20 protein-coding genes are annotated in these 25,747 nt (G+C 54.7%); 10 read left to right on the top strand and 10 right to left on the bottom strand.

What is annotated here, in order from left to right; all coding sequences use genetic code 11:
- Window positions 1-181 precede the first annotated feature (181 nt).
- Genes DA718_RS16565 through DA718_RS16550 form a run of 4 tightly spaced genes read left to right on the top strand, consistent with a single transcriptional unit; the run spans window position 182 to window position 8,279 of the window.
- The gene (locus DA718_RS16565; RefSeq protein WP_112217037.1) at window positions 182-1,882 is read left to right on the top strand and encodes a molecular chaperone HscC; all 1,701 of its coding nucleotides are present in this window, start codon (window positions 182-184) and stop codon (window positions 1,880-1,882) included.
- Window positions 1,879-3,906: a J domain-containing protein gene (locus DA718_RS16560; RefSeq protein ID WP_112217036.1), complete on the top strand. Its 2,028-nt coding sequence runs from the start codon at window positions 1,879-1,881 to the stop codon at window positions 3,904-3,906. The genes DA718_RS16565 and DA718_RS16560 overlap by 4 nt, the downstream gene beginning before the upstream one ends.
- Before the next feature lie 27 nt (window positions 3,907-3,933).
- Window positions 3,934-6,078 (top strand): J domain-containing protein, encoded by a 2,145-nt coding sequence (locus DA718_RS16555; protein ID WP_112217035.1) that lies wholly within the window; start codon window positions 3,934-3,936, stop codon window positions 6,076-6,078.
- Between the two features lie 53 nt (window positions 6,079-6,131).
- A complete protein-coding gene (locus DA718_RS16550; RefSeq protein ID WP_167492782.1) occupies window positions 6,132-8,279 on the top strand; it encodes a J domain-containing protein in 2,148 nt (715 codons plus the stop codon).
- 248 nt (window positions 8,280-8,527) lie between these two features.
- Here DA718_RS16550 and gdhA read toward each other — a convergent pair whose 3' ends face one another.
- On the bottom strand, window positions 8,528-9,871 hold the full coding sequence (gdhA, locus tag DA718_RS16545) for an NADP-specific glutamate dehydrogenase (protein ID WP_110273561.1): 1,344 nt from the start codon (window positions 9,869-9,871) through the stop codon (window positions 8,528-8,530).
- A gap of 307 nt (window positions 9,872-10,178) precedes the next feature.
- Complete coding sequence (locus tag DA718_RS16540; RefSeq protein WP_112216793.1) at window positions 10,179-10,589, bottom strand: pyrimidine (deoxy)nucleoside triphosphate diphosphatase; 411 nt, start codon at window positions 10,587-10,589, stop codon at window positions 10,179-10,181.
- Between the two features lie 86 nt (window positions 10,590-10,675).
- On the opposite strand from DA718_RS16540, the gene DA718_RS16535 reads away from it, so the two are divergent.
- Window positions 10,676-11,293, top strand: a complete 618-nt coding sequence (locus tag DA718_RS16535; protein WP_112216751.1) for a CDP-alcohol phosphatidyltransferase family protein — start codon at window positions 10,676-10,678, stop codon at window positions 11,291-11,293.
- Window positions 11,294-11,449: 156 nt separating this feature from the next.
- Here the strand turns inward: DA718_RS16535 and DA718_RS16530 are convergent, their stop codons facing one another.
- The 8 genes from DA718_RS16530 to xthA form a co-directional block, all read right to left on the bottom strand.
- Complete coding sequence (locus DA718_RS16530) at window positions 11,450-12,757, bottom strand: rhodanese-like domain-containing protein (RefSeq protein WP_112216752.1); 1,308 nt, start codon at window positions 12,755-12,757, stop codon at window positions 11,450-11,452.
- Between the two features lie 78 nt (window positions 12,758-12,835).
- The gene (locus DA718_RS16525) at window positions 12,836-13,468 is read right to left on the bottom strand and encodes an ATP-binding cassette domain-containing protein (RefSeq protein WP_112216753.1); all 633 of its coding nucleotides are present in this window, start codon (window positions 13,466-13,468) and stop codon (window positions 12,836-12,838) included.
- Entirely contained in the window at window positions 13,468-15,003 is a 1,536-nt protein-coding gene (locus DA718_RS16520) for an ABC transporter permease subunit (RefSeq protein WP_112216754.1), read from the bottom strand. The genes DA718_RS16525 and DA718_RS16520 overlap by 1 nt, the downstream gene beginning before the upstream one ends.
- Window positions 14,976-16,136, bottom strand: coding sequence for an ABC transporter substrate-binding protein (locus tag DA718_RS16515; protein WP_112216755.1), 1,161 nt, complete (start codon window positions 16,134-16,136; stop codon window positions 14,976-14,978). The genes DA718_RS16520 and DA718_RS16515 overlap by 28 nt, the downstream gene beginning before the upstream one ends.
- A 9-nt stretch (window positions 16,137-16,145) precedes the next feature.
- A complete protein-coding gene (locus DA718_RS16510; RefSeq protein WP_112216756.1) occupies window positions 16,146-16,697 on the bottom strand; it encodes a carboxymuconolactone decarboxylase family protein in 552 nt (183 codons plus the stop codon).
- On the bottom strand, window positions 16,694-17,392 hold the full coding sequence (locus DA718_RS16505) for a TVP38/TMEM64 family protein (protein ID WP_112216757.1): 699 nt from the start codon (window positions 17,390-17,392) through the stop codon (window positions 16,694-16,696). The genes DA718_RS16510 and DA718_RS16505 overlap by 4 nt, the downstream gene beginning before the upstream one ends.
- Window positions 17,379-18,044 (bottom strand): TVP38/TMEM64 family protein, encoded by a 666-nt coding sequence (locus DA718_RS16500; protein WP_112216758.1) that lies wholly within the window; start codon window positions 18,042-18,044, stop codon window positions 17,379-17,381. Before DA718_RS16500 ends, DA718_RS16505 begins: the two co-directional genes overlap by 14 nt.
- A 183-nt stretch (window positions 18,045-18,227) precedes the next feature.
- Window positions 18,228-19,034, bottom strand: coding sequence for an exodeoxyribonuclease III (xthA, locus tag DA718_RS16495; RefSeq protein ID WP_112216759.1), 807 nt, complete (start codon window positions 19,032-19,034; stop codon window positions 18,228-18,230).
- A 444-nt stretch (window positions 19,035-19,478) separates the two neighbouring features.
- Here xthA and astC point away from each other — a divergent pair, with 444 nt between their 5' ends.
- The 5 genes from astC to astE are packed head-to-tail and all read left to right on the top strand — an operon-like array spanning window position 19,479 to window position 25,499.
- Window positions 19,479-20,699 carry a succinylornithine/acetylornithine transaminase gene (gene astC / locus DA718_RS16490; protein ID WP_112216760.1) on the top strand — a complete coding sequence of 407 codons (1,221 nt, stop codon included), beginning with the start codon at window positions 19,479-19,481 and terminating at the stop codon, window positions 20,697-20,699.
- On the top strand, window positions 20,696-21,730 hold the full coding sequence (gene astA / locus DA718_RS16485; protein WP_112216761.1) for an arginine N-succinyltransferase: 1,035 nt from the start codon (window positions 20,696-20,698) through the stop codon (window positions 21,728-21,730). Before astC ends, astA begins: the two co-directional genes overlap by 4 nt.
- On the top strand, window positions 21,727-23,205 hold the full coding sequence (gene astD / locus DA718_RS16480) for a succinylglutamate-semialdehyde dehydrogenase (RefSeq protein WP_112216762.1): 1,479 nt from the start codon (window positions 21,727-21,729) through the stop codon (window positions 23,203-23,205). Before astA ends, astD begins: the two co-directional genes overlap by 4 nt.
- Window positions 23,202-24,527, top strand: a complete 1,326-nt coding sequence (astB, locus tag DA718_RS16475; protein WP_112216763.1) for an N-succinylarginine dihydrolase — start codon at window positions 23,202-23,204, stop codon at window positions 24,525-24,527. The genes astD and astB overlap by 4 nt, the downstream gene beginning before the upstream one ends.
- A 9-nt stretch (window positions 24,528-24,536) precedes the next feature.
- Window positions 24,537-25,499, top strand: coding sequence for a succinylglutamate desuccinylase (astE, locus tag DA718_RS16470; RefSeq protein ID WP_112216764.1), 963 nt, complete (start codon window positions 24,537-24,539; stop codon window positions 25,497-25,499).
- Window positions 25,500-25,747 lie beyond the last annotated feature (248 nt).

Below are 25,747 nucleotides of genomic sequence, written 5' to 3'. Positions count from 1 at the left end.
ATGCTTCAAAATATTCACGTTATTAATTATTTATGTCTTTAACACCCTCATCCTTAATGAGTCGGAGCTTATTGCTACCCGTCTCATTTGATAATAATTAAATTTATGAACGCACTACGGTAATATTTATAAAAGCGGCATTTGGTTCTGTCTGGAAAAGTGATAACACAGGGATGAAAAAATGATTATAGGAATAGATTTAGGTACAACAAACAGTCTGGTTGCGGTCTGGCAGGAGGGAAAAGCGGTATTAATTCCCAATGCGTTGGGTAAATTGCTCACCCCGAGTGTGGTGAGCGTCGATGATGACGGCATGGTGCTGGTGGGCGAAGCGGCCCGCGACCTGCAACTGGTACGTCCGGCCAACTGCGCGGCGAACTTCAAGCGGATTATGGGTACTTCGCAGACTATTACGTTGGGGAAGCAGTCGTTTCGCCCGGAGGAGCTTTCCTCGCTGGTACTGCGTCAACTAAAAGAAGATGCCGAGAATTTTTTGGGCGAACCGGTGACTGAAGCAGTGATTAGCGTTCCCGCCTACTTTAGCGACGTGCAGCGTAAAGCGACCAAAATCGCCGCCAGCATGGCCGGGCTGACCGTTGAGCGCTTAATTAACGAACCGACGGCCGCCGCGCTGGCCTATGGCTTACACAATCAGGAAGATGAACATCAGTTTTTAGTCTTCGACCTTGGCGGCGGTACGTTTGATGTCTCTATTCTGGAATTATTCGACAATATTATGGAAGTGCGCGCCAGCGCCGGGGATAACTTCCTCGGCGGTGAGGATATCGTGGATATTCTGGTCGAGGCCTTTCGCCATCAGCAGGAATTCCCGGAAGAGATCGAATGGCGGGAGCCGACCCTACAACGGCAACTGCGGGTGGAGGCCGAACGGGTTAAGCGGGCGCTGAGTCTGCGAGAAACGGCTATTTTTAGTGTAGAAATCGAGGGTGAACGCTATCAGTGGGAAATCACCGAGGCGGATTTTGAGCTACTGCTGGAATCGTTCTTTGCCCGTATTCGGGAACCGCTGGAAATGGCGATTCGCGATGCCCGGCTGGATATCTCGCAGCTGGACCAGATTGTTCTGGTAGGCGGAACGACGCGTATGCCGCTTATCCGCAGGCTAGTGGCGCAGCTCTTTGGCCGCCTGCCGGCAATGCATCTGAATCCTGATGAGGTGATAGCGCAGGGGGCGGCTATTCAGGCCGCGCTCAAGATGCGCAAGAGTGAACTTGAGGATGTGGTGATCACCGATGTTTGCCCTTACACCCTGGGCGTCGATACCTCAAGGTCACTGGGCCATACGCGGGAGTCGGGTTACTTTGCGCCGATTATTGAACGCAACCGTAGTATCCCCTGTAGCCGGGTGCGGAATTTTTATACCGTTAATGACGACCAGACTAATGTGGATTTTAAAATCTACCAGGGCGAGAGCCGGATGGTGGAAGATAATATCTTTCTGGCCGAACTCTCTATCGCCGTGCCGCCAAAACCGGCAGGAGAGGTCAAAATAGAGGTGCGTTTTACCTACGACATTAACGGGCTGCTCGATGTTGATATTCATGTACCGTTAACTGGTAATCGCAGCAGCCTGCTTATTGAACAACATCCGGGCACGTTGACGGAAGAACAGATTCAATTGTCGCTGGCCAAACTCAGTACGCTGAAAATTCACCCGCGCGATGAACAGGCGAACCGGGCGCTGATGGCCCGTCTCGATCATCTCTACCAGTTGAGCCTTGGCGATGCACGTGAATGGGTCAGCGAGTGCTCGCGGAAGTTCAGCTATCTGCTGGAAATGCAGGAAAGCGATCGGATCGCTGCTTTTCGTGAACAGGTTAATCAAATTCTCGACAGTATAGATACGGACCGGCTGCTATGAGTTGCTGGGAAATATTAGGCCTGACGCCGGGAGCCGGGGCGCGCGAAATTAAGCGCTGCTTTGCGCAACGAGTGAAGGTCAACCGTCCAGAGGAGGATCCGCAGGCGTATCAGCGGCTACGTGATGCCTATGAGCAGGCGCTGGCTTTTACGGATGATCACAGCTCGCAGCCAAACGTTGAGCCTGGCGCTACCGCGGGCGTCAGGCCAGTTGTTTTGCCGCGCGTCACGCCCGTTAGCCCCCCACCTCCGGTTATCCGGGAGAATGGCTGGGCTGAGGTGTTGGAGAGCCTGTTTGTGGAAAATAAGCGCCTCCCAGAAGCTGCCGACTTGCAGCTGGAGCGGGCGCTGGTGGATCTCGTCGCGTTTGATCTGCAATCCCGGCTACAATTTGAAACTACGCTGATGGCAAAGTTGGCGCGGGACCATCGCCCTCTGCTGATGCTGGCGGCGGCGGAAAAGTTTAAATGGCATCTGGTGACGGATAAGACAGAAACCCGCGCACAAAACACCATTAATGACCATTGTCTGATCTATCGGCGTATTGCGCAGAATATCGCGCCGCTTTTCTTTAACGGCATGAGCTGCATTGAGGAAGTAGAGTGCGGTGAAAAACTTTACGATATTTTTGCCGCATTGGAGCACGATGCGCAAAGCCTGCAATGGTTTGATATCGCCGTACTGCTGAAAATAGCCGGGCTTGCGCTTTCTGCTGATTATCTGGGCATGATAAGTGAAAAAATCAGGTGGACGACGCAGACGGAGAAAATACAGAGAGCCCAAAGTTTAGATGAGGAAAAGTCGGTACTGGTCTGGAATCTGAATGAGCGATTCTGTGCTCTGGCATCCATTCATCAATCCGCGTATCAAAAAGTCGTGTGCGCGCTTCAGCTGGAATCGGATGGTTATCACGTCTCGAAAGTCTTGTCTGCGCGTCTTAAAGCCGCCGAGCAGGGCGATATCGAAGCCTGTTTTTCCATCGGAAAAATGTATTACGGTGGTTTTGGCGTTCTGCAAGATGAGTCGCAGGCTATGCACTGGTATCTACGCGCCGCAGAGCAGGGACTGGTGCCCGCTCAGTATCATCTTGCCCAGCTTTATGAACGAAAACGCAATAACAACGCGGCGTTTCAATGGTACAGCAGGGCGGCGGAGCAAGGCCATGCGAGTGCGCAGTATGCGCTGGGTCGTTTATACACAGGCGGTTTTGGGGTCACCCAAAATCGTCAGCAGGGAATTTTATGGTTTTCCCGAGCGGCGGAACAGAATGATGATTATGCGCAATATGCGATAGGCGTTATCTGTCTTGGCGGCGACGGTATCGACACGGATTGCCTGCGGGCATTTGGACTTTTTCGTCAGGCTGCGCTACAGGGGAATGCCGCAGCCCAGCTTGAGCTGGCGCATCTGTATTACAATGGGCAAGCAGTAGAACGTGATGTGCAGCAGGCGCTGGTCTGGTATACCAAAGCCGCAGAGCAGAATAACGGCGACGCGCAATATTGGTTAGGTAAAATCTATAGTGAAGGGGAATTAGCGCCCCCCGATCGTCAAAAAGCATTGACCTGGTACAGCAAAGCAGCGGAGCAGGGATCTGGCGAGGCGATGTTTGAGCTGGGGTGTCTTTATTACCGCAGTGAACATATTGCCGCTGATATTGAGCAGGCGGTTCACTGGTTATCGGAAGCCGCTCAGCGGGGCGTGGCGCAAGCGGCATTTATGCTCGCAGAGATTTATGCCGCCGGCAAAGATGGTGTGAAAAAAGACCCAAATAATGCCTTCTACTGGTATGAAAAAGCGGCCAGATTAGGTTCCGTCCAGGCGCAGGGAAAATTCGCAGCGATGTATGCCCTCGGGATGGGTAAAGAGCAGAGCTATCTTGAGGCCTGGGCGTGGGTCATTATAGCCGGAGGCGATAATCCGTATATCGATAAAGAAACCGTGCGGCAAAAATTATCCGCTGAGGAGATGACGGAAGCGCAAGCGATGGCTGCAAGGTATCGGCGGATATTTCGGCTTAAATAAAGGTGAAAGAAGAAAAGGAGTTCTGAGATGACGTGCTGGGAAATATTAGGCCTGACGCCGGGTGCTGAACCACGTGAAATTAAACGCCGATTTGCGCAGTTAGTGAAGATTAACCGCCCTGAGAATGATCCGGTTGTCTACCAGAGATTACGCGATGCCTACGAGAAGGCGCTATCTTGCGAAGAGAATCCAATTAGCGATGGCGATGTGTGGGACGATGAAGAGGAGGTGTCGAAGCGCGTCACACCCACGCGTATTAGATTTCCGACATTAAATATATCAGCCCGGAGCCATCATCAACAGCCCATCGTGGTAAGCGCGACGCTAAGCTGGCAAAGCGTGCTTGACGATCTGTTCTTAGCCAACGAGAGCAAGCCTCAGCAGGCTGAAGCCCAGTTAGCCGACGCTGTCGCCAGGCTTTCTTATTCCGACCTGAAATCACGTTTACAGTTTGAGGAACATCTGGCTTTAAATTTGAGTCGGGTATTTCGTCCTTTGCTGACGCTGGCGGCAGCAGAAAAATTTAAATGGTATTTGACGTCCGTGGGCAATCATCAGGCCGCCTGCTGCGTCATTAATGACAAGCGCACGCTTTGGTTGCTGATTGAAGCGGAAATTGCACCGCTATTTTTTGCTGATATGTCGGCGATTGATGAAATTGAAAGCGGTGATCGCCTTAAACGTATTTATCAGAACTATGTTGATGATGCGGAAAATCGGCCCTGGTTTGATGCCGCCGTGTTAATGCAAATCGCCAGATACGATCTCTCCAGTGCATTTCTGGGCTTTTTAGTTGAGATGCTTGAATGGTCAGTTAAGCCGGATAAAAGTATTCGTTGCTGGTCACTTGCTGAACGTTTTTATGCGTTAGAGATAATCCACCCGCTGGGGTATGAAAAACTTTGCGTAGCCATTAGCGCCGCCGACGGCGTTTATCCTACATCGAAAACATTAGTGAGTTATGCCAAAGCGGCGGAGCAAAAGCATGCGATATCACGCTATAACCTCGGACTGCTCTATGAGCAGGGAGAGGATGTCGGGCAGGATGATAATCGTGCTTTCTTCTGGTTCTCCTGTGCAGCAAAACAGGGGCATGCCGATGCACAGCATTCATTAGGCGTTTGCTACCGCGAAGGTAAAGGAACAACTCAGGATTTTCAACAGGCTATCTATTGGTTAATGAAGAGCGCAGTGCAAGAAAATGTCTATGCACAATACGATCTTGGTCGAATTTATATCTACGAAGCCTCGGGTATGCAAGATTATGTAAAGGCATTTTATTGGTTTCAGAAAGCGGCGCAACAGGGGTTCGCTCATGCCCAAAACCATCTGGGCTGGTTGTATTATAACGAAACAACAGGCAGCAGAAATTACCAGCAGGCGTTGAGATGGTTCACTTTAGCTGCTGAGCAACATTGTGATGTTGCCCAATATAATCTAGGTATATTTTATCGTGATGGCCTGTCTGGCCCCATTAACTATCCATTAGCCTATGATTATTTTCTTAAAGCCGCACGGCAAGGATATGCACCTGCACAGAACGAAGTCGCAATGATGTATTATCACGGACGTGGCATTGAGCAAAATTTTCAGATGGTTATTGAATGGTACTCCAGATCCGCAGAGCAAGGGGATGCTGTTGCCCAATATAATCTTGGGCAGTTATACAGTGATGCTGAAATCATGCAGCCTGATTATGCAAAGGCGCGATATTGGTTAACGAAATCGGCCGAGCAGGAATATGGCGATGCTCAGTTTAAATTAGGCTTTATGTATTTTGAAGGAACTGGAGTGCCCCGAGATATACAGAAGTCCATATTCTGGTTTACGGCAGCAGGGCAGCATGAGAACGTTGATGCGGCAGTTATGCTGGGCAAAATCTACATTGGCGGAGAGGATACGATCGAGCGGGATTATGATGCTGGTCTATTTTGGTATGAAAAAGCGGCAAAGCTCAAGCATACCGGAGCGCAAAATATGGTTGCATTTATGTATGCTAACGGTTTTGGAACCGATACTAACTATATTTTGGCCTGGGCATGGATAATTATTTCGGCGACTCCGCATCCTAAAATGGATAAGGGTGAAATTCGCCGTAAACTATCCGCTAGAGATTTAGCTGAAGCGGAAGAGATTGCCCATCAGTATATTAGAAGATATCAGTTAAGGTAATTATGGTTATATCAAGGGATGAATACTGAGCTATGGAAGGGAGGTTTACAGGTATGACGTGCTGGGAAATATTAGGCCTGGAGCCGGGAGCCGAGTCGCGAGAAATTAAACGGCGATTTGCGCAGTTAGTGAAGGTCAATCGTCCGGAAGACGATCCTCAGGCGTATCAGCGGCTACGTAACGCCTATGAAGCGGCGCTGAACTGGGAAGAGGAGGACGATGTCTTTCCTGATGAAGAAGAACACACCGAACGGGATAATATCAATATTCGTCAAGATATTGCTGATATCCCTCAGCCACGAGTACAAATCGGCCTTCGATCTCCGGGCGCGGTGAGCGCGTCTTTGACCTGGCAAAATGTTCTGGAGCGCCTGTTTCTGGCGAATGAAAAGCTCCCGGAAAATGCGCAGAAGCAGCTAGAAAGCGCTTTGTATGAACTCGAACTTCTGGACCTCAAATCGCGCATACGTTTTGAGGAGGCGCTGCTGGTCAACCTGCACCAGATATCGCGCCCGTTACTGGTATTAGCCGCGGCAAAAACCTTTCGCTGGCATCTGGTTGCAGGGGGCGCTCAGGCCAGTATCCAGACGGCGATAAACGAAGGCTGTATTCTGTATCGTAAAATTGAAACAGAAATAGCGCCTTATTTATTTGCCGGGATGTCGGCTAGTGATGAAGTTGAATGCGGCGATAAAATTAAAGATAGCTATTATTCCTTACGGGATAACGAGAAAAGTAAGAAGTGGTTCGATTTTGCGCTGCTGATGCAGGTTGACCGGCTTCCGCTTTCGGCACCGTTTTTATGTCAGCTCGCAGAATTGGTTGAATGGTCATATAAACCGGATAAAGAACGCCGCACGTGGTCTTTGTCCGACCGTTTTCATGCACTGGCCGCCGTGCATAAACAAAGTTATCGCAAGCTAATTAATGCGCTGAACGTACTGAATAATTGTTACGCATCATCAATGGTCGTTAGCAGCTATTTAAGCGCCGCAGTACAGGGTCATGTTTTTTCATATAACAAGCTCGCACAAAAATATTATATTGGCGCGGATGTCGAAAAAGACGATACCCAGGCGGCGTACTGGTTTACCCGCGCGGCGGAGTCAGGGCATATTTCTGCCCAGCACAATCTGGGGACCCTGTATCGCGATGGCGTTGGCGTTGAGGCAAATGCGCAAGAAGCGTTTAAATGGTTTATGCAGGCCGCGCTGCAGGGCGATGACAAGTCGCAATATAGTGTGGGGTTCATGTATAAGTCAGGTTCTGGTATCGAGCAGAATCAGATGTTGGCGTTTGAGTGGTATCTGAAAGCCGCTGAGCAGGGGCATAACTGGTCACAGCTCGAAGTAGCAAAGATGTTGCGTAACGGAACGGGCGTTGAAGCGGATCTGGCTAAGGCTTTTGTCTGGTGCGTTAAAAGCGCAGAGGGTGGTTATGATTCCGCGCAAACTGAACTGGGAAATATGTACTTTAATGGCTGGGGCGTCGCGCAGGATTATCATCAGGCGAGGGAGTGGTACCTCAGGGCTACCGAGCAGGGAGAAAGCGCAGCACAATATAATCTCAGCATTTTATATCGGGATGGGCTGGGTGTAGAAAAAAATAATATAACATCTTTTGCATGGTGTTTAAAAGCAGCCAAACTAGGATTCACGCTTGCCCAGTCTGAATTGGGCAATAAATATTATGATGGTATTGGTGTTGAGCAGGATTATACCATCGCATGTGAATGGTATAAGCTCGCGGCCGCACAAGGTGATAACGCTAGCCAGTTTAATCTTGGTAAATTATATAAATATCATCTGTCTGATGCGCGCCAGGCAGTTTACTGGCTCTCTCTGGTATTTGAGCAGGGTAAATATGCCGCCGATGCGGCATTTATGCTGCATGAAATTTATTTGCAAGGTGACGAAGGGGTCGAAAAGGATGAGACACTAGGCTTTACGTGGTGCGGATGGGCCGCACTTAATGGAGATAAAGACGCGCAAGATGCGCTTTCTCTACTCTATTTCCACGGCTGCGGGACGGAGAAAAGTCTTGTTGACGCTTGGGCATGGGCGCTAATTTCTGGGACGGTACGAAGTAAGTTGAGAATAAAATTATTGATGACACCTGAAGAGATCAGCGAAGCGCAAGATCTAGCAAAACACATAATTATCCAGCGTGAGCTGGAAAGCAGCTATTACCCATTACCATAAACACCCGTCATACTTCAAGTTGCATGTGCGTTGGCCGCGTTCGTTTAACCCAGTCACTTACCAAAGTAAGCTCCCAGGGATTCGCTCACTTGCCGCGTTACTCGGCCTGCGGCCTCGCCCCTTCGGGGCCAGCGCAAGCGCTGTTCAAGGCTCGAGTGTCTTGTCCTGCAACTCGAATTGTTTAGGGTAGAGAAGTTAAGTAACAAAAAAGAAACGCCCCACCTGTTCGGTGAGGCGTTATCGGTGTATTAAATCACACCCTGAGCCAGCATAGCATCGGCAACTTTCACGAAACCGGCGATATTCGCGCCGCGAACGTAGTTGGTCTGCTTCGCTTCGCCGCCGTATTCCACGCAGGCGTGGTGGATGTCCAGCATGATGTGGTGCAGACGCGCGTCCACTTTCTCCGCTTTCCAGCCCATACGCGCGGCGTTCTGTGCCATTTCCAGGCCAGAGGTGGCCACGCCACCGGCGTTAGCCGCTTTACCCGGCGCGAACAGGACACCCGCTTCGAGGAACAGGTCGGTTGCCGCGATGGTGGTTGGCATGTTGGCGCCTTCCGCGACGGCCTTCACGCCGTTAGCAATCAGCTGACGGGCAGCATCGACGTCCAGTTCGTTCTGCGTTGCGCACGGCAGAGCGATATCCGCTTGTACGCCCCACGGCTGCTTGCCTTCAAGATAGGTCAGGCCGAATTCGCGGGCGTAATCTGCTACGCGACCGTGGCTGCGCTCTTTAATATCGATCAGGCGGGCCAGTTTTTCTTTGGTGAAGCCAGCTTCGTCAACCACAGTGCCGTTAGAGTCGGAAGCCGTAATAACGCGCGCGCCAAGCTCCATCGCTTTCTCAATGGCATATTGCGCTACGTTGCCCGAACCGGACACCGCGACGCGAGCGCCTTCAAAGCCTAAACCGTGGCGCTTAAGCATCGCTTCGGTGAAGTAGATCAGGCCGTAACCGGTTGCTTCCGGACGAATCAAGCTGCCGCCGAAGGAGAGGCCTTTACCGGTGAACACACAGGCGCTGTTGTTGGAGAGTTTGCGCATCATCCCGGCCATAAAGCCCACTTCACGACCGCCTACGCCGATATCGCCCGCAGGGACGTCGGTATCCGGACCTAAATGACGATAAAGTTCGGTCATCAGCGCCTGGCAGAAACGCATCACTTCGCCATCGCTCTTACCTTTAGGATCGAAGTCGCTGCCGCCTTTGCCGCCGCCCATAGGCAGAGTAGTCAGGGCGTTTTTGAAGGTTTGTTCAAAGCCAAGGAATTTCAGAATCGACAGGTTTACAGAGGGGTGAAAACGCATACCGCCTTTATACGGGCCGATGGCGGAGTTGAACTGTACGCGCCAGGCGCGGTTAACCTGAACTTGATTGCGGTCATCAACCCAAACGACGCGGAACTGGATAGCGCGCTCCGGCTCAACCAGACGTTCCAGCAAATTCAGCTGACGATAGCGCGGATTTTCCTCCAGGAAAGGCCACAGGGTGGTCATCACCTCGCGGACGGCCTGAGCAAATTCAGTTTGGTTTGGATCGCGCTGTTGAACGCGGGCGAGAAAACCTTCCAGAGTGCACGTCTGATCCATTGATATAAGTTCCCCTTATGATTGTGATTGCATTTATACCCGTCATACTTCAAGTTGCTTATGTGTTGGCTACGCTCACTCGCCCCAGTCACATAGTTATCTATGCTCCTGGGGACTCCCTCCCTTGCCGCCTTTAAGCAACTCGAATTATTTAGGGTATATTTATTATGATTCGGCTCTTGAAAAGGCCGATTTTCCGACTATACCACCGGGAATCGTTAGTTAAGCAAGGAAAAATTGTCCAGAAAGCAAAATTTATAATTAGGCTTTGGTCATAATCAAAAACGATGACAATAGCCTGACAAAATTAGCGGGAAAGGAGAGATGCACGTTGGGCGATAAAGGCTTCCAGCAGGGGGATGTCGGCTGGCGCAAGATTGAATGTTAAGACTTCCTGTGGCGAACACCAGCGTAGCTGGCTGTGGTAGTGGGCTGTTGGCTCGCCGCTAAAATGTGGGACCCACCAGGCGTGAAGATGAATCAGGCGGGCGGAGACTTCGCGCTGATGGCTGGCGATATAGCATTGCGGTTGGGCGACGATCCCGAGTTCTTCCTGAAGCTCACGGGTCAGCGCCTGAGCTTGTGTTTCGCCTGGCTCGACTTTACCGCCGGCGAATTCCCACATCCCGGGCTGGTCGGCGTGTGCAGGTCGCTGTGCCAGCAAAATTTGTCCGTTGCGTTCGATAATGGCGGCAACAACATCAATGGTTTTTAGCATGTGAATCATCGTTCTGTGCGGGATAATGGCCTATTATCACCGCCTTCGTGCTTTTCAAACAACCCTAACCCCACTGGAGAGACTCTGTGCTTGACCGTCATTTACATCCTCGCCTTAAACCCGTGCTCAACGCCATCGCCGCGCTGCTGGATCGCCCCGCAATTTCTCCCGATGGCCTGACGTTGTTTGGTTTTGCGATTGGCGTGCTGGCGCTGCCGTTTCTGGCGCTGGGCTGGTATCAGGCGGCGCTGGCGGCAGTAGTATTCAATCGCCTGCTGGATGGTTTAGACGGCGCACTTGCCCGGCGGCGCGGGCTGACCGACGCGGGTGGCTTTCTGGATATTTCGCTCGATTTCCTGTTTTACGCGCTGGTGCCGTTTGGCTTTATCCTCGCTGACCCGGCGCACAATGCGTTGGCGGGTGGCTGGCTGCTGTTTGCTTTTATCGGTACCGGCAGCAGCTTTCTGGCCTTTGCCACGCTGGCGGCGAAGCATCAGATAGATAATCCAGGCTATGCCCACAAATCGTTTTATTACATTGGCGGTTTGACCGAGGGGACGGAGACGATTGCGCTGTTTGTGCTGGGCTGCCTGTTCCCTGAATGGTTTGCCTGGCTGGCGTGGATTTTTGGCGCGCTGTGCTGGCTGACGACCTTTACGCGGGTGTGGAGTGGTTATGTCACACTTAAACAGGTGGGAGTTTAGTGAGCATGTTTGATGCCGGGCGGCGGCTGACGCCTTGCCCGGCCTACGGGTTCACAGTCGTCTGCGGTCCGGTAGCCCGGACAGGTGCGTAGCACCGCCTCCGGGAAATGCGCCGGGTCGGATGCTTCCCGGCGGCGCATGTTGCCAATAAGCGAATTACTTACTGCTATCCGGACCGCGCTCCCCGTGAGAAACCGGGTTTTTCGGATTACTGCTCCATTCGTACCAGCCGCCGTCGTACACCGAGACGTTTTGCCAGCCCATTGCCCGGGCGTACATAAACGTTTCTGAGGCGCGCCAGCCGGTGCCGCAGTAGAAAGAGACCTGCTGGTTCGGCAGAATATTCCATGATTTCCACATCGCGGCGATATCATCGGCGCTGCGCATGGTGCCGTCAGGATTATGGAAATCCTCCATATGAGTGGAATCGCTTCCTGCATGGCCCCAGCGGGCACCGGCAATCTCACCCATCGGCTTGATGTAGCTGTAGCCGCTGGTGGTACCAATAAACTCCGGCCAGGAACGAATGCTTACCAGCGAAGCATCCTGACGATGCAGCAGGGCGCGAGCCTGTTCGGTATTGAGCATCAGCTGTGACTGACCCGGAATCGTCGCGCCGAAGTCCGGCTCGGATTTCTGTTTCGGCGGCGTCCCTCGCTCGACCGGCAGCCCGGCATCGGACCAGGTTTTCCAGCCGCCATCGAGCAGGCGCACATCTTTCACACCGGCATACAGCATGATCTGCGCCACGCGGGCTGCGGCATAGACGTCGCGACCGTACAGAATCACCGTGGTGTCATGGCGAATACCATGTTTTGCCAGCATTGCTTTAAGCTGCTCGTCGGAGACTTTATTCCACAACGGTTCGCTTTCAATCTCGTTGGTGTCGATATAACCGGCACCCGGAATGTGGTTGAGCAAATAAAACTTCGGCGCGCCCCAGGCGGCTTCAAACACCTTCCATTGTCCGGCAGGGGCGGCGGTCACCTTTTTACCCTGCTGAAGGTCGTGCAGCCACTGCGGATAAACCAGTTGCTCAAAATGCGGCAGCTTTTGCAGCCGATCTGCATGGCTCAGGGCATCGCCGAGCGTGCTGAGATGGGTAAATCCGGCGGTCTGAAGGCGCGCAGCGACTTTGGCGTTGTCGCCCGCATTGCCGTACAGCGCAATCGGCGTTGCTGCCTGTAAATTATGTTGCTTAGCCCAGTCGCTGATCTGCTCGTCGCTCATGGCGCTAAGCCAGTTGGCGGAAAGATTCAGCGCCTGCGGCTCATGGCCTTGCGTGCCGTTGGCATTCTGCGGCCAACCGTTATAGAAAGCGCTGAGACGGGTATCAATGGTGACGCCATTCTGCTGTTGCAGGGTGGAAAGCGTGAGCGTTGGCATGGTTTCAGCGGCGAGGGTGGAAGTAGCAGCAAGCCCCATCAGCAGGGCGAGTGCGGTCAATTGAGAAACACGTTTCATCGAAATGCCCGACAGTAGAAAATTGAGCGGCAATTCTCCGCGTTATCAGTGAATAATTCTTTGCGATAGCGCAGGATTTCATTGCCAGAGGCTCATATGCAAACAGCGCCCCCCGATGGGAGTATCCTGGCTGTCATGGGTGACCAGCACTGCAGGGATCGCCAGACGTGCCAGTTCGTCGAATACCCACTGGCGAAAGTCGGCGCGCAGGTCAACGTCGAGGCGATTAAACGGTTCATCCAACAGCAGCGCCTGCGGTCGTGCCAGCAGGGCGCGCAGCAAGCTGACCCGCGCGCTCTGGCCGCCGGAAAGGGTCGCAGGATCGCGGGAATAGAAACCCGCCAGCCCGGCGTGCTCCAGCGTCTGTTCCACCTGCGCTCTTCGCTGCATCCCTTTAATGTCCGCAGGAAGCGCCAGCAGCAGGTTTTGCCCGACACTGAAGTGGTCGAACAGCAGCGCGTCCTGAAACAAAATACCGATGCGTCGCCGCTCGGTTGGCAAATTATCGCAGCGCTGATTATCCAGCCACAGTTCGCCGGAGGCGCGGAAATTCTCCGCCAGCGCACCCACTATCCAGGCAAACAGGGTCGACTTTCCACTACCGGACGGCCCCATCAGCGTCAGGACTTCACCGGGAACCACTGAAAAATCAACATTGCGCAGCAGCGACTGTTTATCGAGCTCCAGGGTTAAGTTTTTGACGGCCAACATTAGCGTAATCCTTGTCGATAGCGGCCCGTCAGCCAGGCCAGCAGGGCGGTGAGGGCAAAGAAGATCACCGGTAAGAGAAGCTGCCATAACGCTTGGGCGGCGAGGGTTACCGTATCGCCGCCGCTGCTCAGGGCCACGGCTTCGCTGGTGAGCGTTGGAATACGTCCGGCCCCCAGCCACAGAGTTGGCAGATATTGCGCGATGCTCACTGAAAAGCCAACCGCCAGCGCGGTTAACAAAGGGCGCGTTAGCGAGGGCAGAGTGACCAGCCAGAAAATGCGCCCCCGTTGCCAGCCGAGGGTTCGCGCAACCAGCACCGTGCGCGGGTCGAGACTACGCCACGCCGGGCGCAGGATAAACAGCATCCACGGCACCACCCACAGCAGATGTCCCCACAAAACGGTGAGCCACTCGCCGTCCAGCCATGCATACAGCGCTAACTGATATTGCCCGTCCGCCAGCGGTAACGCAGGGAGAACCAGTGGTAGCCAAATCCATCCACTGACGCGGGAGGGTCCAAGCTCCAGCCACAGCAGGCAAATCACCGCTCCGATAAGCGCTGAGCATAGCCCCAACCATAAACTATTGCTGACGCTCTCGCTGGCCGGCTGAGTATTTTGCGCGACCGCCGCAAGAAACAGGGCGCAGACTACACCGCACAGCGGCAGGAAAATGGCGAACGTTTTCCCGACCAGCGCTCGTGGCTGCGGTTGACGCATTCCCTCAACGCACGGTATTCGCCGACGCCAGAGACGCCACGCGCCATATGCCCCGGTCGCCATCACGGCGAGGATCAACAGCAAGACCAGGCTGGCGATAGCGCCTTTGGCCTGCTGTGCATCATCGCCCTGGTTTAACCATTGCCATGCCAGCACCGCCAGCGTCGGCGGGTTGCCGGGGCCGATCACCAGCGCGACGTCTACCACCGAAAGGCTCCAGGCGGTGGTCGCCAGCAGCACTATCGACAGCGACGGAAGCAGCGTCGGTAAAACCAGCCAATTCAGGCACTGCCAGCGACCATAACCGAGGCTTTTTAATACCGTGGCCTGCCCGGCCAGACGCTTCTCATCCAACAGGCCATAAACCACCCACAACAGAAAACCGCTCTCTTTAATCGCCATCGTCAGGCCAAGACCGATGCCGTAGCGGTCGACCGTGGGGGATAAAAAGGGGCAGAGGCGATAGAGCCAGCCGCCCTCGGCAAACAGCAGCAGGGCAGTGGTGGCGAAAGCGATGTGGGGCACCGCCAGCAGCAGCGGAAGCCTTCTCACCAGCCGTTGCCAGCCAGTCGATGGCCAGAGTGCGGCAACAACAGCAGCGGTGATAAGCAGCGCGCCGCCAACCGACAGCAGCGTCGAAACCAGAGTCGCCGTTAGCGCCTGAGTGAACTGTGGATCGGCAAATAGCGCCTGCCAGCAGGAGAGACGCTGCGCTGGCAGCGCCATCAGTGATGCGGCCGGGAGCAGCGGCAAATAAATCAGCGCTACCAATCCCCAGGTTAGCTGCGTTAGTGCGTACCGTAGCGGCGCAGCCATTCCTGCTCCAGCACATTAACCCAGGCGGCGTGCGGTTCGCCCAGCATCGGCGGCATATTCTGCGGCGCAACGGCGTTAATAGCCTGGCGCTGAGTATCCGTTAAACTCGCCGGATCCAGCACGCTGGGGTCGCCCCATACTGTCGGGTCAGCTTTGCGCAGTTGCGCTTCGGGCGAAAGCAGGAAATTGGCGACCACTTTTGCGCCCGCCGTGGCGCGCGCGTTGGCTGGGATCGCCACAAAGTGGACGTTACCGAGCATGCCCTCGCTGAAGCCGAAGCCGTAGCTGTCTTTCGGCAACTCTCCGCTCGCCGCTTTTTGTTGGGCGTGCAGCGGGTTAAAGGTGATTGATAGCTTAAGGGTGTCATTTTTCAGCATGGCATCCATTCGAGCGGGTGAAACCGGGAAGTCGCGACCCTCGCGCCACAGCAGAGGATGAAGCTGGTCAAGATAGTGCCACAACGGCGCGGTCACGGCGGCGAAGGTGGCTTCCTGCGGCGGCTGGCTCAGGGCATCGGGCTGCGGGGTGAGCGTCAGCAGCAGCTGTTCGAGAAAGGCTGTGCCGGTAAAGTCCGGTGGGCGTGGATAGCTGACGCTACCGGGATGGGCGGCGGCGAACGTCAGCAGTTCCTGCGCATTCTTGGGGGCATCAGGCGTTTGCGAACGGCGGGCGACAAAGGTGAGCTGGGCACCGCCCCACGGTGATTCTGCGCCATCGGTCGGGATAGAGAAATCTTCACGTACCGGTTTTTGGGTATCGACAAAACGCCAGTTGGGCAGCGTTTCCGCCCATTGAGTTTGCAGTAGATTTGCGCTTTTCAGAGTGCGGAAGTTTTCGCCGTTGACCCACAGCAGATCGATGGAACCACCTTGACTGCGCCCGGCCCGGGCTTCGGTCTGGATGCGTTTAACCGCGTCTGCGGCGTCGGCGATATGCACGATGCGCAGGTCGATGGCGTAATCACGCTTTACTTCGCCGCTGACCCAATCGAGATAGCGGTTGACCGCCGGATCTCCACCCCAGGCGTTAAACCATACCGTCTGACCGCGGGCTTCGTGTTGGGTGGATTGCCAGTTGGCGCTGGCAGTCAATGGAGAGATCAATAGTAAAGCCAGGATCAACAAACTGCGCATAACCACTCCTTATGGTTTTGAATCGGTTGGGATCTGGCATAGCCCCTGTGCGGGGATCGCCATCGCCGAGTTAAAGCGCGCCGACAGGTTCTGTAAACCGATAAGCGCCGTGAGTTCGGTCAGCGCCTGGACATCAAATTGCGCGGCCATTTTACTGCGCAGCGCATCGTTGACGACCGGAGGCGTCATGCTGGCGGCTTCGGCATACTCCAGTGCCAGCCGCTCACGCTCGCTGAATAATGCGCTGTTTCGCCAGTCGGCGACCGCCAGTAGCTTGTCACTGCTGCCGGTACGTTCCGCCAGCTTCATATTGGTAATATCAATACAAAACTCGCACAAGCAGAGTTGCGCAATGCGGGCGCTGACCAGCGATCGCAATACCGGGTCGAGGGGCGAGCGTTTGCGCTCCAGATAGCCGACGAACATCGATACCAGGTAAAATACCAGCGGAATGCGCCCCCACCAGCGGATAGGGCTGAGCACTTCGCCGTAGTGGCGGCGGTGCAGCCATGCCTGCGGGCGAAGAATCAGGGGAATTGACTTAAGGGGCGGTAAGCTCAACGTGAACTCCTCTTTTGCTGTTCAAGATAGAGTGCTTTCGCGACGACCACCACAATCGCCAGCGCAAACAGGATCGATAAACCGGTCACCAGCCAGAAGGTGCCACCGGTCAGCAGGCTGCCGGTCCATGAATAGACTATCGTTGCGGGCAGTTGGCCAAGGCCGGTGGCCAGCATAAAGTGGCGAAAGCGCATTGACGTTAACCCGGCGGCATAGCTCACCGGATCAAAAGGCACGAAGGGTAGCAGGCGGCAAATTAAGATGGTGTGTTTACCGTAGCGGGTAAAAAAGCCATCCATACTCTGCAATACGCTTTTGCCGGTAAGTTTCTCCACCACCTCGCGACCCAGTACTCTGGCGATGAAAAAGCACAGCGCCGCCCCGGCCATGGAACTTACCCACGAAAGCACGCCGCCCCAAAAGGCACCAAACAGGGAGGCGTTGGCGAAGGTTATCAGGAAGGCGGGCAGCGGGGCGATAATTGCCTGCAGAATCATCAACGCGAAAGAAACGAGCGCCGCCTGTGGACCCCAGGAGTCGATAAAGCGCTCAATCGACTGCTGATCGAGGGTCGCAAAGGCCGCCAGGCTGTGCTGCATAAACGTATTTACGCCAGGTACCAGCCACCAGGTCAGCAGGGCGACGATCAGCACGATGCCGATCGCCGCCCGATAGTACGCGTTATATTTTTTCATCGTTAGCCTGTCGTTGTTCGGTATCGATTCGCCGGTAGCGGGCGTATCTTTTCGCCGCCTGTATCAGGGCAAATAAGACCAGTCCCGCGAGAGTCAGCTTAAGCACAAAAAGGAACGTAATACCGTCGCGGATAAGCTCGCTAGCCATCAGCGTATATATAAATATGCCGGGTAAGGTGGTGATAGCGGAAATAAAGGTGAATGACCAAAATGGAATAGCTGTCAGGCCATAGGCATAATTCTGGATATTATAAGGAAATAGCGGGATGAGTCGGGTCAGAATTAAAAAATCCGTTCCGCTGCGGGAGATACCTCTTTCGATTGCCTGAAATATCGCCGTCTGACCGACGTATTTTAGCAGCAGCTCGCGGCCCAGCCAGCGGGCGAACAGAAACGATAGCGAAGAGGCGACGGTCGCGGCCAGCAGCGATAGCACGGTGCCTGGCAGCGGGCCAAAAATAATCCCTCCGGCAATCACTAAAATACTGCCAGGGATCAGGCATAGGGTGGCGATAATAAACAGCAGAATATAGAGCGTATAGCCGAAGGTACCGCTTTGGCGAATAATCTCACGCAGGTGTTGAAAATTGGTGACCAGCTCGGTAAAACCCGACTGCTGGATAATAAAGGCGACAATGCTCAATACGACCACAACAGAAAGCAGCTTATACTCTGCTTTATGACGGCTTCTTTTGCATTGGGTTCTCCTGTCTTGCGCGGGCGGTAAAAGTGCGCGCGACAGTATAATAGTTTGCCGCCGTTCACAATCTATTACCGCGGCTTTTTTGATATGGCTCAGGCTCTCCGGTGCAGAGAGCCTGATGCAGGGAAAGATTTACGGTTTGAAGGTTGCCCAAACCGGCGCGTGGTCGGAGGGTTTTTCCATTCCACGAATCTCATAGTCAATGCCGGTTTCGACACAACGCTGCGCCAGCGGATTACTCGCCAGCAGCAGATCGATACGCAGGCCGCGGTTGTCATCAAAGCCCTTCGAGCGGTAGTCGAACCATGAGAAATGTTCGTTATCTTGCGGGTTCGCATGACGGTAAGTATCCACCAGGCCCCAGCCCAGCAGGCGCTCCATCCATTCACGCTCTTCCGGAAGGAACGAGCATTTGCCGGTACGCAGCCAGCGCTTGCGGTTCTCTTCGCCGATACCGATATCCAAATCGGTGGGGCTGATATTCATATCGCCCATGATGAGAACCGGATTGTCTTTATTCAGCTCAGTATCCAGATAGTTTTGCAGATTCTGGTAAAACGCCGCCTTAGCCGGGAATTTGGTTTCGTGATCGCGGCTTTCTCCCTGTGGGAAGTAACCGTTAATCACCGTCACGTTGCCAAACGGGGAAGGGACTTCCGCCATGATGATGCGGCGCTGGGCTTCTTCTCCATCGTTTGGAAACCCGCGACGTACGGAGACAGGCGTTTCTTTGGTCAGCAGCGCGACGCCATAGTGGCCCTTCTGCCCGTGATAAAAGACGTTGTAGCCAAGCTTCGCCACGTCTTCAAGCGGAAACATATCGTCATGAACTTTCGTTTCCTGTAGTCCGATGACGTCCGGCTGGTGTTTTTCGATGATGGCGGCCAGTTGATGCGGGCGGGCACGCAGGCCGTTGATATTAAAGGAGACAAATTTCATAGTCGCTGCCACTGTGCAAGGTGAATAGTGCAGGGATGGTAGCAGAAATTCGCCGGTCTGGCTGCGTTGAGGCGGTTTATTCTGCCAATTGCAGTGGTTGGTAGCCTGTTTGCACAAACTGTGCACCACTCTGGAACGCGATGCGCCAAAAAAGGGCGAATATTACCGATAAATTTCGTAGAGGATCACAATTACAGAATTATATCTTACCTCTGCATAATCTTTCTTTTTATTCCACTATAAAAGGCGCAATTGTTATTTTTATTCACTTTTTATGCATTAAGTGTGAATAATTGTCTTTTGTAACTTATTGATATTTCGTTGTTGACTTCAATTTATGCACTTTCCCCTCTGGCTGGCACGAACCGTGCAATCTACATTTACAGCGTAATAACCATATTTATTAACATTATTTAAACTTTTTATTTACCGGAAGAGGTCGATATGTCTCAGTCAATTACGCGTAGCAACTTTGATGAATGGATGATGCCTGTATACGCGCCAGCGGCTTTTATTCCGGTACGCGGCGAAGGTTCCCGCCTGTGGGATCAGCAGGGAAAAGAGTATATCGATTTTGCGGGCGGCATTGCGGTGAACGCCCTCGGTCATGCTCACCCGCAGCTGGCGAAGGCGCTAACTGAACAGGCGGGGAAATTCTGGCATACCGGCAACGGCTATACCAATGAACCGGTATTGCGCCTGGCTAAACAGCTGATTGACGCCACCTTTGCCGACCGGGTCTTTTTCTGTAACTCGGGGGCTGAAGCTAACGAAGCGGCGCTCAAGCTGGCGCGTAAATACGCCCACGACCATTTCGGTAGCCAGAAAAGCGGCATTGTGGCTTTCAAAAACGCTTTCCATGGCCGCACGCTGTTTACCGTTTCTGCAGGCGGCCAGCCAGCCTATTCGCAGGACTTCGCGCCGTTGCCGCCGCAAATTCAGCACGCCATTTACAACGATCTCGATTCGGCAAAAGCGCTGATTAATGACGATACCTGCGCGGTGATTGTCGAGCCAATGCAGGGCGAAGGCGGCGTAGTGCCTGCCGATCCCCATTTCCTGCGCGGTCTGCGCGAGCTGTGCGATGCGCATAACGCACTGCTGATTTTCGATGAAGTGCAGACTGGCGTCGGGCGCACCGGTGAGCTGTACGCCTATATGCACTATGGCGTCACGCCGGACGTGCTTTCGACCGCTAAAGCGCTGGGCGGCGGTTTCCCGATTGGCGCGCTGCTGGCTACGGAGCATTGCGCGAGCGTAATGACCGTCGGTACCCACGGCACCACCTACGGCGGCAACCCGCTGGCCTGCGCGGTGGCTGGAGAGGTGTTATCCATCGTCAATACTCCAGCCGTGCTCAACGGCGTTAAGCAGCGCCATCAGTGGTTTAGCGAACGACTCAATGCCATTAACGCGCGTTATGGTCTGTTTAAAGAGATCCGTGGTCTGGGGCTGCTGATTGGCTGCGTGTTGAAAGAGGAATATGCCGGGAAGGCGAAGGCTATCAGCAACCAGGCGGCGGAAGATGGGCTGATTGTCCTGATTGCTGGTGCGAACGTGGTGCGCTTTGCGCCCGCGCTAATTGTCAGTGAAGAAGAAGTTAACAGCGGGCTGGATCGCTTTGAGCTGGCCTGCAAACACTTTCTTGCGGGGGTCTCATCATGATGGTGATCCGTCCTGTTGAAAAAGACGATCTGCCGGGGTTGATGACTCTGGCGGGCGAGACCGGCGGCGGCCTGACGTCGCTTCCGGCTGATGAGGCGACGCTCGCTGCGCGGATTGAGCGCTCGCAGATGACCTGGCGCGGTGAGCTGCCGAAAAGTGAACAGGGCTATGTGTTCGTACTTGAGGATTGCACCAGCGGCGCGGTAGCGGGGATTTGCGCTATCGAGGTTGCCGTTGGGCTGAACGATCCCTGGTACAACTACCGCGTCGGGACCCAGGTCCATGCTTCGAAAGAGCTTAACGTCTATAACGCCTTGCCGACGTTGTTTCTCAGTAACGACCATACCGGCAGCAGCGAACTGTGTACGCTGTTTCTCGATCCGAAATGGCGCAAAGAGGGCAACGGCTACCTGCTGTCGAAATCGCGCTTTTTGTTTATGGCTGCGTTCCGCGAGCGCTTCAACGAAAAAGTGGTGGCGGAGATGCGTGGGGTTATCGATGAGCATGGCTATTCGCCGTTCTGGGAAAGCCTCGGCAAACGTTTCTTTGCGATGGAATTTTCCCGCGCGGATTACCTGTGCGGCACCGGACAAAAGGCATTTATTGCCGCGCTGATGCCGAAGCATCCGCTTTATATCGACTTTTTATCCGATGAGGCGCGCGCGGTGATCGGTGAGGTCCATCCGCAAACCGCCCCGGCCCGTGCGGTGCTGGAGAAAGAGGGCTTCCGCTATCTTAATTACGTCGACATCTTCGATGGCGGTCCGACACTGGAGTGTGAAATTAACCGCGTCAGGGCTATCCGCAAAAGTCGGCTGGTCACCGTCGCAGAAGGAGAGCCAGCGCCTGGAGAGTGGCCAGTGTGCCTGGTCGCCAATGAGCAATATCAGCAGTTTCGCGCCATGTTAGTTCACGCAGACCCGGATTCCGACCGCCTGATGCTCAGCGCGCGCGAACTCGATGCCCTGAAATGCCACGTCGGCGACCCGGTCAGACTGGTTCGCCTGTGCCCTGAGGAGAAAAAATCATGAGTTTATGGATTAATGGCGACTGGCAAAGTGGTCGCGGGCCGACCCGAACTAAAAACAACCCGGTGAGCCAGGCGCTGCTGTGGCAGGGTAATGATGCGGATACTGAGCAGGTTACGCTGGCGGTGAGCGCTGCCCGTCAGGCGTTCCCGGCATGGGCGCGTCAGCCCTTCGCTGCCCGTCGGGTGATAGCGGAAAAGTTTGCCACGCTGCTGGAGGCGAACAAGACGGAATTAACGGCGATCATTGCTCAGGAGACCGGCAAGCCGCGCTGGGAAGCGGCAACGGAAATTACTGCGATGATCAATAAAGTGGCTATTTCAGTGAGTGCTTATCATAGCCGTACGGGTGAAGCGCAGACCGCGATGGCCGACGGAGCCGCAACGCTGCGCCACCGTCCGCATGGCGTACTGGCAGTGTTTGGCCCCTATAATTTTCCCGGACATCTGCCTAACGGGCATATTGTTCCGGCGCTGCTGGCGGGAAATACCGTGGTGTTTAAACCCAGTGAGCTGACCCCGCAGAGCGGTGAGGCGGTGGTGAGGCTGTGGGCCGAAGCGGGCCTGCCAGCGGGCGTGCTGAATCTGCTGCAGGGGGGGTGTGAAACCGGCGAGGCCCTGAGCAGGCAGGCGGATATCGACGGCCTGCTGTTTACTGGGAGTTCTACCACCGGTTTTCAACTCCATCGGCAGCTGGCAGGCCAGCCGGAGAAAATTCTCGCCCTTGAGATGGGAGGCAATAATCCGCTGATTGTCGATGAGCCGCAGGATATCGACGCCGCCGTCCATCTGACTATCCAGTCGGCGTTTATTACCGCCGGACAGCGCTGTACCTGCGCGCGTCGTCTGCTGGTTAAACGCGGTGAGGCGGGCGATACGTTTCTGCAACGGCTAGTGACAGTGTCACAAAAATTGATTCCCGATGCGTGGGACGCTGACCCACAGCCGTTCCTCGGTGGGTTAATTTCAGCGCAGGCGGCGCAAAAGGTCCATCAGGCGTGGCTAGCGCATGTGGCAAACGGCGGCAAGACGCTACTGGAGCCGCGCCTGCTGCAGGCCGGAACTTCCCTGCTGACGCCGGGCATTATTGAGATGAGCGAGGTGGCGCAGGTAGCCGATGAAGAGGTGTTCGGCCCGCTGCTCTGCGTCTGGCGCTATGACGACTTTGACGAGGCGATTACCCTTGCCAACGCGACCCGCTTTGGGCTCTCGTGTGGGCTAATCTCTGCCGAGCGCGAGAAGTTCGATCGCCTGCTGCTGGAGGCGCGTGCCGGTATCGTTAACTGGAACAAGCCTCTGACCGGGGCCGCCAGCACCGCACCGTTCGGCGGTACCGGCGCATCCGGCAACCATCGCCCTGGCGCCTGGTATGCCGCAGACTATTGCGCCTGGCCGATGGCGAGCCTGGAGTCACCGGATTTGTCGCTACCGGCAACGCTAAGCCCTGGGCTGGATTTCCAGCAGGAGTCAGCCCAATGAAAGCCTGGGAGGTTAACTTTGACGGGCTTGCAGGCCTGACCCACCACTATGCGGGATTATCGTTCGGTAACGAGGCTTCGACCAAACATCGCTATCGGGTATCGAACCCGCACCTGGCAGCGAAGCAGGGGCTAAAGAAGATGAAAGCCCTTGCTGACGCGGGCTATCCGCAGGCGCTGATCCCGCCGCAGGAGCGGCCAAACATCCCGCTATTACGCCAGATAGGCTTTAACGGTAGCGATGAGCAGGTGCTGGAAAAAGCGGCGCGACAGACACCGGATCTGCTATCGGCGGTTAGCTCAGCGTCATCGATGTGGGTGGCAAATGCCGCCACCGTCTCCTCCTCTGCTGATTCGCTGGATGGTCGGGTACACCTGACCGTCGCTAATCTGAACGATAAATTCCATCGCGCCAGCGAAGCGCCGACCACCGAAGCGCTGCTGCGGGCCATTTTTCCTGATGAGCAACACTTTGCGGTACACGCTGCGTTGCCTCAAGTGTCGTTATTCGGCGATGAAGGGGCGGCAAACCATAACCGCCTTGGTGGTGAATATGGCGCGCCTGGCGTGCAGCTGTTTATTTATGGCCGTCAGCAGGGAGGCGAAAGCAACCCGCAGCGCTACCCGGCGCGGCAGACGCTGGAGGCCAGCCAGGCCGTTGCCCGCCTGAACCAGGTTAATCCCCGGCAGGTGATTTTCGCCCGGCAAAATCCGGCGGCGATCGATAAAGGCGTTTTTCATAATGACGTCATCGCGGTGAGCAATCAGCAGGTGTTGTTCTGCCACGAGCAGGCGTTTGTTGATCAGCCGCAGCTGCTGCAACAGCTGGCACAGCAGGTTCCTGGATTTACGCCTCTTGTCGTACCGGCAAGCCAGGTCTCGGTCGAAGACGCGGTGGCAACCTATCTGTTCAACAGCCAACTACTGAGTAAAGCGCAAGGCGGAATGCGGCTTATTCTGCCGCAGGAGGCGCAAGAACACGAAGGTGTCTGGCGCTATCTTAACCAGCTGGTGGCTGAGGATAACCCCATTGACGAGCTACAGGTCTACGATCTGCGCGAAAGCATGGCCAACGGCGGTGGCCCCGCCTGCCTGCGCTTGCGGGTGGTACTGAACGAAAGCGAGCTGAAGGCCGTCAACCCGGCGGTCATGATGAACGACGGGCTGTTCGTGACGCTTAATGACTGGGTGGACCGCTACTACCGCGATCGTCTGACTCAGGCGGATCTTGCCGACCCGCAGTTGCTGCGCGAAGGGCGTGAGGCGCTGGATCGCTTAACGCAAATTCTGCGTCTCGGCTCGGTCTATCCGTTCCAGCAATAAGGAGGCGTTGTGGATGACTTTCTGGCATTAACCCTGGCGGGGCGTTTGCCCCACCATTTTCATGGTCAAACCGCGCATTTTCGCTGGCACTGGCTTGACTGCGGTATTTTGCAGCTTATCCCCCATGAGTCCTGCGATCGTTCGCTGGTGCTGTCAGCCGGGCTTCATGGTAATGAAACCGCGCCAGTTGAAATCACCGATTTACTGCTGCGTCAGCTATTTCGCGCAGAGCTACCGCTTCGCTGGCGGCTGTTGGTGATCCTCGGTAATCCACCGGCTTTGCGAGCGAACAAGCGCTATGTGCACAGCGATATCAACCGTATGTTTGGCGAGCGCTGGCGAGCGTTTAGTCCCAGTGATGAAACCGCTCGCGCCAGGCAGTTAGAACGTGCAGTGACGCGGTTTTATACCACGAGCCCGGGGGAGCGCTGGCATTTGGATTTACATACCGCCATTCGTGGTTCGCTCCACCCTCAATTTGGCGTGCTTCCGGCGCGGGATAAACCGTGGGATGACGATTTTCTGCGCTGGCTGGGTGCGGCGGGCCTGGCGGCGCTGGTGTTTCATCAGCAACCGGGTGGCACCTTTACCCATTTCAGCTGTGAACGTTTTGGTGCGCTTTCCTGCACGCTGGAGTTAGGCAAGGCGTTACCGTTTGGCGACAACGATCTGAATCAGTTTGCTGTGACCCAACATGAGTTGGCACGTCTACTGGCGGGGGATATGACGCTGGAGGAGGGACAAACGCCGCTACGCTACCGGGTGATACAGCAAATCACCCGCAGCAGCGAACTGTTTCGACTGCATATGTCGGCGCAGACGCTCAACTTCACGTCGTTCACCGCCGGTACGCTGCTGGCCGAAGATGGCGATATCCGCTACGTGGTGGAAAGAGCGCAGGAATATGTGCTGTTTCCCAACCCTGGCGTTGCTTTTGGCCAGCGGGCCGGGCTGATGCTGGAGCGGTTCTAGATATTCCGTCGTCCGGTCGGGCGGCGGGGTATTACGTAATTGTCTTTCTGCCTTAGTCTTATTTTTTTGTGCGCTGAAGATTGATTGCAGATTATTCCTGGTTAAATGCTTTGTTTTTAATCTTTGCTGATTTATAATCTCCATAATTTCTCGATAAAACAGCCTGTTAATTATTTACCCTTGCAATTCTCTCCTTATTTTTCATATTTCCTCCACAATTGGCGAGAAAATGTTTTTTACACTTTCAT

Source organism: Klebsiella huaxiensis, assembly GCF_003261575.2.
GTDB classification, from domain to species: Bacteria; Pseudomonadota; Gammaproteobacteria; order Enterobacterales; family Enterobacteriaceae; genus Klebsiella; species Klebsiella huaxiensis.
Note: the sequence above shows the minus strand (reverse complement) of the source record. Positions and strands in the feature narration are given on the sequence as shown.